At 36.4% G+C, this 8,291-nt stretch carries 7 protein-coding genes; 1 reads left to right on the top strand and 6 read right to left on the bottom strand.

Going from position 1 to position 8,291, the window contains the following annotated elements:
• Window positions 1-438 precede the first annotated feature (438 nt).
• The 6 genes from ACQKMD_RS21215 to ACQKMD_RS21190 form a co-directional block, all read right to left on the bottom strand.
• Entirely contained in the window at window positions 439-1,992 is a 1,554-nt protein-coding gene (locus ACQKMD_RS21215; protein ID WP_427754501.1) for a fatty acid--CoA ligase family protein, read from the bottom strand.
• A 268-nt stretch (window positions 1,993-2,260) separates the two neighbouring features.
• Window positions 2,261-4,198 (bottom strand): ABC transporter permease, encoded by a 1,938-nt coding sequence (locus ACQKMD_RS21210; protein WP_427754499.1) that lies wholly within the window; start codon window positions 4,196-4,198, stop codon window positions 2,261-2,263.
• Window positions 4,164-4,937 carry an ABC transporter ATP-binding protein gene (locus tag ACQKMD_RS21205; RefSeq protein ID WP_427754498.1) on the bottom strand — a complete coding sequence of 258 codons (774 nt, stop codon included), beginning with the start codon at window positions 4,935-4,937 and terminating at the stop codon, window positions 4,164-4,166. The genes ACQKMD_RS21210 and ACQKMD_RS21205 overlap by 35 nt, the downstream gene beginning before the upstream one ends.
• A gap of 110 nt (window positions 4,938-5,047) precedes the next feature.
• Complete coding sequence (locus tag ACQKMD_RS21200) at window positions 5,048-6,037, bottom strand: sensor histidine kinase (RefSeq protein WP_427754497.1); 990 nt, start codon at window positions 6,035-6,037, stop codon at window positions 5,048-5,050.
• 2 nt (window positions 6,038-6,039) lie between these two features.
• Window positions 6,040-6,744 carry a response regulator gene (locus tag ACQKMD_RS21195; RefSeq protein ID WP_427754495.1) on the bottom strand — a complete coding sequence of 235 codons (705 nt, stop codon included), beginning with the start codon at window positions 6,742-6,744 and terminating at the stop codon, window positions 6,040-6,042.
• Window positions 6,745-6,799: 55 nt separating this feature from the next.
• Entirely contained in the window at window positions 6,800-7,792 is a 993-nt protein-coding gene (locus tag ACQKMD_RS21190; RefSeq protein ID WP_427754493.1) for a lipoate--protein ligase, read from the bottom strand.
• A gap of 139 nt (window positions 7,793-7,931) precedes the next feature.
• Here ACQKMD_RS21190 and yhfH point away from each other — a divergent pair, with 139 nt between their 5' ends.
• Window positions 7,932-8,057: a protein YhfH gene (yhfH, locus tag ACQKMD_RS21185; RefSeq protein WP_076034471.1), complete on the top strand. Its 126-nt coding sequence runs from the start codon at window positions 7,932-7,934 to the stop codon at window positions 8,055-8,057.
• Window positions 8,058-8,291: the final 234 nt, after the last annotated feature.

The following is an 8,291-nucleotide window of genomic DNA, read 5'->3' as shown; positions in this document are numbered from 1 at the left end:
AATTAATAATCGCCCAAGAAAATGCTTGGGCTGGAAATCTGCACACGAAGCGTTCATGGAGCAAGTGTTGCACTTAATTTGACAAAGTAACATTTCAAAAAATAGATAATACCGTTGATTTCCGCTACGGTGGGCGCTTTCCGCGGGCGGGCGCCAAGCCGCTTCGTCGCTACGCTTCTGCAGGGTCTCGGACTGTCCCGCTTTTCCCGCAGGAGTCGCCACCTCCGCTCCAATCAACTACACATCTGTGAATTCCCCCCCAATTGAACTTGGCAAAGTTCAAAAATATAATACAAGTTAACACTTAAAGAGAATTTTATATATAAAAGAGAATCTTAAATAACCAAAATATATAAAACAAAAGACATTCAGGATGTGAGCATTCTGAATGCCTTTTGTAGACATACTGGGAGATTCCAAAACGGAATCTTTTTTTTATTATTTATTTAGAGCATGTTCTTTCAATGAACGACGCAAAATTTTTCCAGTCGTATTTTTAGGTAGCTCTTCAATAATTTCAATTTGCTTAGGTATTTTATATTTCACTAACTTTTCTTTACAATATTCATAAATATCTTCAGTAGTTAGATTCGGGTCTTTTAATACCACATACGCAAAGACTTCTTCACCCAAATTGAGATCAGGTAAACCAATTACTGCAGCTTCCATTATACCTGGGTGCGCGTATAGTACTTCTTCCACCTCACGTGGATATACATTAAAGCCACCTACTATGATCATATCTTTCTTTCTATCAACAATATAAAAGTAACCTTCTTCATCCATTTTCGCAAGATCACCTGTATATAACCAGCCTTCACGAATGGTTGCAGCGGTCTCTTCTGGCATTTTATAATAGCCTTTCATCACGTTAGGACCTTTGACAACAAGCTCTCCTACTTCGCCAACAGATACTTCCTCACCAAATTGGTTGAATACTTTATTTTCTACATTGACGATATTCGTACCAATTGAACCAGGCTTTCGCTCACGATCAAGCGGATTAAAACTGGTTACTGGCGATGCCTCAGATAAGCCATATCCTTCAGAAATACGCACGTTGAACTTGTCCTCAAAATTATGTAGCAATGCTACTGGAAGAGAAGAACCTCCAGAAATAGCTAAACGTAGTGACGAGAAATCTTCTGGATTACCTTCAGGGAATTGATATAAGAAATTGTACATCGTAGGTACACCTGCAAAAACTGTAGCCTTTTGCTCTTTAGCAATTTCAAATACGTCTTTCGGACTGAATCTAGGTACAATTAATAATGTTGCTGCATTTAACAGCGGTGCGTTTACTACTACCGTAAGGGCAAACACATGAAAGACCGGTAAAGCCGTAATCACACGATCTTCAGGAGAAATAGTCAAATACTCTGCTACATCACGCGCATTTGATAATAAGTTTTTATGTGTTAACATAGCCCCCTTGGGTTGCCCTGTCGTTCCTGACGTATACAAAATAATAGCTGTATCTTCTGGATCTAATTCAGTAGGCTCGAAATCTGCAGAAGATGCAGCGAGTAACATTGAAAATGATCTTACTTTTTCTTTCACAGGACTTTCTAACTCTGAAAGCTTAGCTGCTGTTTCAGGAGCAGTTTCACATACAATAAATGCTTCTACATTCGGAAAGGCTGTAACTCCTACTTTCACTACTGGCAATAACGCATCTAATGCAATAACTACTTTAGCATCCCCATTACGTACTATATACGTAATCTCATCTTGTGTATAAATTGGATTTATCGGAATTGCAGTTGCCCCTACGCGCATTGTTGCATATAAAGAAATTAAAAAATGAGGTGTATTGCCAAGTAACAAAGCAACATGATCCCCATTCCCTACCCCTAATCCCTTTAAAGCTGAAGCAAAGCGTGCAACCGATTCTTCAAATTCACCATAATTCGTATCTTTCCCCATAAAATGATACGCAATCTTTTCCGGTTGCTCTATTGAAGTCTTATGAACTGCCGAAACTAAATTCATATACTCATCTCCCCTTTGTCAGAATAGAATGAATCGCCATTCATTTCTGTCTACATTATATAAAAATTTACAAAATAAAACAATAGACAGCCATTTATTACATAAAGAAGTATCTCCAAACTACTTTTAGTATTACTAGATTGACAATTTACATCTATCTCACAACGCATTAATCAGACTTCGTACTTTTTAGCATCAAAAAAGTCTATCAACCACCATGGGTAGTTGATAGACTTACTTAACTCTGTAGCATCAGCGACAATTAGCATTAGCGAATATGGGATAAATATCTCCAGCGAATTAAATAGAAATATAAAAATTGAACACAAGTAATTGCTCCTAGAACGATCAATATTTCCCGCAATATTGAAAGCTCTGCAATACCTATCCAAAATGCCTGTAATGACATAAATGCAAATGTACTGTGCAACATTGCTAGACCCCACGGTAAAAAGAACTGTGGTATTAACTGTCTATTAACAATTTTACGTAGTTCTCTTTCTGTAATCCCCATTCTCCTTAACGCATTAAATTGTTGCTTGTCTCGCTCCAAACCGGTATATAATTTAAAGTAAATAAAACTACCCGATGCTAAGAAAAACACTGAAGCTGCTAATAATCCTATAAACAGCAACAAAGCAAAAGTCGAACGAATGAATGAATAATCTAAACCTGAATTCTCAAAATAAAACGGTAATTCTTCTTGATGATTATTCAGGTAAGCATCTGTCACCATCGCATCTAATTCCAATCCAATAGTCTTTGTAGCTGTCCATTGTGGTACATGAAATACATACAAGTGATTCGTGGACTGTGCAGCATTTGCTCCAACCATTGCTTCATCGATTAAATTGAAATCATTGTCATTTACGACAATGACATTCGTTCCAAGCTCAGTAGGAGAAAAAAGAACACGTGGATAAACTGAATTGATGAAAAGTGGAATACTATTTTCTTGTAAAACTGTCCTGACTTTCTTATTCCTTAATTCCTCCAAGGATTTCTCAGAGTAAGCTAAAAAAATGGCCTCTCCTTGATCCAAGTTAACAACAGGATAACCAAATACAAGTGCCAGTCGATTAATATCTGTTTGTTGAATAATCTTTACCTGCTGTTGAGTATTAGATGATGTTTGACGTTTAACCGTAAACTTATTTAAATGATAAGAAAGCCCTTTAGCTTCTAATTCTTTCGTCAAACTATTAATATGTGCTTCTTCATAAGGATTGTCTATTTTACTTGAATAAACGAGGCCTAATGGATTTAGTCGATGAAACTGATGAGTAAATGTCGACATGGAGATAAGAGTCCCCATAGCTAAAAAAGCCAAGGTTGAGATCATAGAAGAGATAAAAAACATACGCGCATTTTCACGCATAATAATCGATACTTCTGAAACGGTTATTAACCGATATTTATGCCAATACATTTTCTTATGCGAACGTACAAATGACATCAACCACTGCAATGAATCGGTGAAAAACAAATACGTACCCAAACTCGCTAAAGGCGGTAATATCGCTAATAAAATCATTAAACGTTCTTGTGTCGTAAATGAAGCCAAAACATAAGAAATGATTAAAAACACTAGCCCTAAAATAGCTCGCCATTTCGAATAAGAGGCCGTCTGTTCATTGCGCCAATAACCTTTTAACAGATCGATAACATCACGATCCCGTATGAACATCACACTGAGAAAAGAAATGATTACAAATAAACTTGTAAATGTTCCAATTGTTAAAGCAAATGGCTCCCATGAAAAATACAATGGTAAGCTATCAATTAGCAAAATTTCACGAACAATCATAAAAAAGAATTTGGCAAAGGCATAGCCAAAAACAATCCCCAAAATAATTGAAGTTACTCCAATAATTACCGTCTCAAGTAATACCAACTTATTTAACTGACGTTTTTCCATTCCAAGATGCATTAGTAAACCAAATTCCTTGGAACGAGCCTGAAGAAACGCACGCATTGAGTAAAATAAGAAGAACATCATAAATAACACCAATATGACTTCTGCGATAAACATTCCTTGGAACGCAATTTCCCTTAGAAACTCATCCTCTACCTTTGGATGAAACATAAGCATCGAGTATATAAAAAACACCATAACGGATGAAACGCTCGACATAAAAAACGCTGCATAAACTCGGTAATTCCTTATTACATTACGGTAGGCGAACTGTCGAAAAATCACCGACATGACCTCCCAAAAGACTGAGCACATTCAAAATTCCTTGGAAAAATGTCTGACGGTGATCATCTTTATATATTTCATTGAAATACTCACCATCTTTGATAAATAACACACGGTCACAATAACTTGCTGCAATCGGATCATGCGTCACCATTACAATTGTCGTACCCTCTTTTTTATTAATGCGTCCTAACAGCTCTAACACATCTCTTGAGGAATTAGAGTCTAAGTTTCCGGTTGGTTCATCTGCTAAAATTAGAGATGGTTTATGGATAAGAGCTCGTCCAATTGCTGTCTTCTGAGCTTGCCCGCCTGAAATTTCGTTTGGACGTTTCTCTAATATTGACTGGATGCCTAGCTGCTTGGATACATTCTGTACCCGCTCCTCCATTAGCTCAACATTCATATTATCCAATGTCAAAGGTAACACCATATTTTCCTCAACCGTTAGCATTTGTAACAAGTTGAAATCTTGAAACACGAAGCCAAGTTGACGGCGTCGAAAATAAGCCAGTTCATTCTTTTTCAACTCATGAGGCTTAATGCCATCTAAGGTAATTTCACCCGACGTAGGCGTATCTATCGTCGAGACAACATTTAGCAACGTAGTTTTGCCACTGCCAGATGGACCCATGACCGCCAAAAACTCGCCTTTCTCAACTTCAAAACTCAGCTGGTTAAGTGCTCTGTGAGTCACTTTTCCTTCATAAACTTTTGTAACTTCATCAATTTTCAAGATAGGCACAATTGCCACCTCACTTTCTTTGAAATGCTGAGGACGCCCGTTTCAAGGAACGTAACCTAAGTTCGCGACGTCCTGTCGCAACGGTTACGTGACCCACATCCTGTGGGCCTCTACGAACGATTAAACAAAATCGTCATCTTAGTCCCTTTCCCAACCTCAGATTCAATTAATAACGGGTGACCTAATTTATCACAAACCTCTTGTGCTAAATATAAACCCATTCCCGTTGATTCACCTATTTTACGACCATTCTCACCTGTGAAAAATGCACGTGTCACACGCTTCAAATCTGATGCAGGTATGCCTATACCTTCATCTCTTATTGACAGTGCAATATGATCCTTCGTTAAGTCTGCGGATAAATATACTTTCTTACCTTCCTCAAAAGTATATTTCACTGCATTTGTGATAAATTGCCCAATAATAAACTTCATCCATTTTGAATCAGTTGGTACCATAAGATTTTCCTCTATAGCAATATCAGGATAAACACGATGAGCAATAAATAATCGTTTATGCTCATTAACTGCCTCAACAACCATTTGACGAAGTTCAACTTGTTCAATTTTCATATCTTCTTCAAACGTATCAATTCTCGCATTCATCAATACAGTCTCAAGACCACATTTCATACGATCCACTTCTTCTTGCACACTTTTCTTATCCAATTCGCCTTCTTCTTGTAATAATAACTCTAATACAGCAAGAGGTGTTTTCATTTGATGTACCCATTGATTCATGAATTGTAAATGTCGATTTTGCTTGGCATATAATGCTTGTACTTCTAGTTGATATATTTTATAAAGCGTATGGATGAACACCTCTGTTTGCATATGCTCTGGCGTTTTTGCGTTTTTTTGTAATGCATCTTCCATTGCTTTAGGCTTTACAGATATCTTTTTATAAAACGATTGACGCATAATATAACGTGTAGCTAAATATGTGAACGTTAATATTAACGTAATCACAATAGAATATACTGCCGTATCCACATTTTTGAAGCCGTCTAGCCAATATAACACTAAAATAAACAGCACTAATAAAACTTCAAAAAAGACTAATGTAATATTATCCTTCAGAAACAGTCTGACATTCGGCATTATTAAGACTCCTCTGAGTGTAATACGAAGCGATAACCAGCGCCTCTAACTGTTTCGATCGTCGACTGTATTTCATAGTCTGACAACTTTTTTCGTACACGTGTCATATTGACATTTAACGTATTTTCATCTACAAATGCTTGATCATCCCACAGCTCTTCTAGTAATTTCTCTCGCGAAACAACTTTAGGTGCTTGTCCCATTAACAATTCTAAAATTACACATTCTTTCCGTTGTAGCGGAATTTGATCCTGTTTCATATGCAATTCCATACGCTCTAAGTACAAATTAAGCTGACCTAGCTTTACAGTTCTCTCTTCTTGCTTCGTCGCATATTCTCCATATGAACGCCGTAAATGACTCTTTATTTTTGCAAGCACAATTTCATAATGGAATGGTTTCGTAATGAAATCATCTCCACCGTTTTCCAGAGCAAAAATTTGGTCCATTTCGCCAGAACGAGCTGATATGAAAATAATTGGACAAGTCGTCAATTGTCTTAGCTGACGGCACCAATAGTATCCATCATAGGAAGGTAAGTTAATATCAAGCAAAACAAGATGAGGATTGAACGCCGTAAACTCTTCAAGGATGCTATCAAAGGATTCAACCGTTTTTACTTCATAATGATATTTGCGTAAAGTATCAGCAAGTAACGAAGCAATTTTCAAATCATCCTCTACGATTAATATACGTTGTGTATTCATTCCACTCTCCCCTTCATCTTGACCGCAAATCCAAACATTATGCTGTCAATTTTTTTTAATAAATCAATTGTATAAATTGTTCTTTCGTAACACCACCAAAGTATGTTGGTATATCGATTGTATTTAACGCTTCTTCAATAACATTGCGTTCATATTTTTTCCCAACTAATGCTTGTTCTACATCTACCATTTCACCAACGCCAAAGAAATCGCCGAAAATATATACTTCTTCCATAACTCCTTTTTTCACTTCTAATCGAATATCAATGCTTCCTGACTGGAATCGATGAGAGCGTTGTAGGTTAAATTTTGGTGATTGACCATAGTTCCAATCCCATTGTTGATAACGTTCTTCAGATAATTTGTGAATATTTGCCCAGTCCTCATCTGTTAACTCATAATACTGGATATTCTCTTCGCCACCGAAAATCGAATTTAATATTTCCAAACGAAACTCTTCTACTGTCATTGGCTCTTTCATAAATTCTACAATATTCGCAACACGTGATCGAATCGATTTGATTCCTTTTGATTCAATTTTTTCTTTTTTCACTTTTAATGCAGAGACAACTGCGTCAATTTCTGTATCAAACAGTAAAGTACCGTGACTGAACATACGACCTTTTGTAGAGAATTGTGCGTTACCTGAAATTTTACGACCTTCAGCCATAATATCGTTACGACCTGACAATTCCGAGTTAATGCCCATGTTTTGTAACGCATCAACAACTGGTTGAGTGAATTTTTTAAAGTTTTGGAAGCTATCTCCATCGTCTTTTGTTAAGAAGCTGAAGTTTAAGTTTCCTAAATCATGATACACAGCGCCACCACCAGATAATCGGCGTACAACGATTATGCCATTTTCTTCAACATAATCTGTATTTATCTCTTCTACTGTATTTTGATTTCGCCCAATAATGATTGATGGTTGATTGATATAGAACAGTAAGAAAGAATCTTTTTCTACATCCATCGTTTTTAACGCATACTCCTCAATTGCTAAGTTAATGCGTGGATCTGTAATACCCTTATTATCTATAAAAAACAATCATTTCACTCCTCTTTAATATCTCCACAATTATTTTAACTTAAAATTAGGTTTTTGTATTGACATAAACATCTGTATTATAATACAATACATAATAACAAATCAGTAATATAACAGATTACTCAGGAGGCGGAACACAATGTTAGAAAATGTCGTTGAATTTTTCAAAAATTTACCTGCAAAACAATGCACTGTATGCGGTGAGAAAATAGAAGAACAAAGCGAGTGCTATTCAAACACTTGTGAACATTGCAATTCTCTTTAATCGTTAATTATTGACCAACCGAATTTCCCTATTCGATTGAAAGCTCACATTCATCACTATTTGAACCTTAGAGATGAACCTATATTAAATCGCTTACTTTTGAAAAAGCGAAGAGAGCCTGAACCACTCTTTTCGTTTTTTTCTTTTTGACGAATTGTAATATTAAGTGCAACACCAAGACAAAATAGAAAACGCCCATAACGATTCCGTGTAAAATGTAAGTTACCACACTAA

The organism is Viridibacillus sp. NPDC096237 (assembly GCF_050278625.1).
Classification (GTDB): Bacteria; Bacillota; Bacilli; order Bacillales_A; family Planococcaceae; genus Viridibacillus.
Note: the sequence above shows the minus strand (reverse complement) of the source record. Positions and strands in the feature narration are given on the sequence as shown.

Coding starts and splice junctions, on each gene's coding strand:
- ACQKMD_RS21215 (WP_427754501.1), bottom strand. CDS start 1,992: ATGAATTTAGTTTCGGCAGTTCATAAGACTTCAATAGAGCAACCGGAA.
- yhfH (WP_076034471.1), top strand. CDS start 7,932: ATGTTAGAAAATGTCGTTGAATTTTTCAAAAATTTACCTGCAAAACAA.
- ACQKMD_RS21210 (WP_427754499.1), bottom strand. CDS start 4,198: ATGTCGGTGATTTTTCGACAGTTCGCCTACCGTAATGTAATAAGGAAT.
- ACQKMD_RS21200 (WP_427754497.1), bottom strand. CDS start 6,037: ATGCCGAATGTCAGACTGTTTCTGAAGGATAATATTACATTAGTCTTT.
- ACQKMD_RS21195 (WP_427754495.1), bottom strand. CDS start 6,744: ATGAATACACAACGTATATTAATCGTAGAGGATGATTTGAAAATTGCT.